At 70.0% G+C, this 260-nt stretch carries 1 protein-coding gene; it reads right to left on the bottom strand.

Going from position 1 to position 260, the window contains the following annotated elements:
• A partial coding sequence (locus RGCCGE502_RS34435) for a hypothetical protein (RefSeq protein ID WP_040676345.1) occupies positions 1 to 260 on the bottom strand: 260 nt, incomplete at both ends.

Raw genomic sequence — 260 nt, 5'->3', positions numbered from 1 at the left:
CATCACCGTGTCGGCAAGGTTCGGATTGCGCGGCAGCGGCAGGTCCTCGAAGCTCAGCCGCACCGAGGCGACATGGCGCTTGCGGATGACGCCCGAGGTGCTCGCCATCAGCTCATCGGTCATGTCGCGCAGGAAGGCGGCGACATCGTCGATCGCCGCCAGATTGGTGGCCTCGGGACCGGCCGGCTCCACCGGCTCCGGGCCGGCCGCCTTCTGCTCATGCGCCGGCTCGGGCTTGTCCTTGCCGCTGCCAAGCACGG

The sequence above is a fragment of the Rhizobium grahamii CCGE 502 genome (assembly GCF_000298315.2).
GTDB classification, from domain to species: Bacteria; Pseudomonadota; Alphaproteobacteria; order Rhizobiales; family Rhizobiaceae; genus Rhizobium; species Rhizobium grahamii.
Note: the sequence above shows the minus strand (reverse complement) of the source record. Positions and strands in the feature narration are given on the sequence as shown.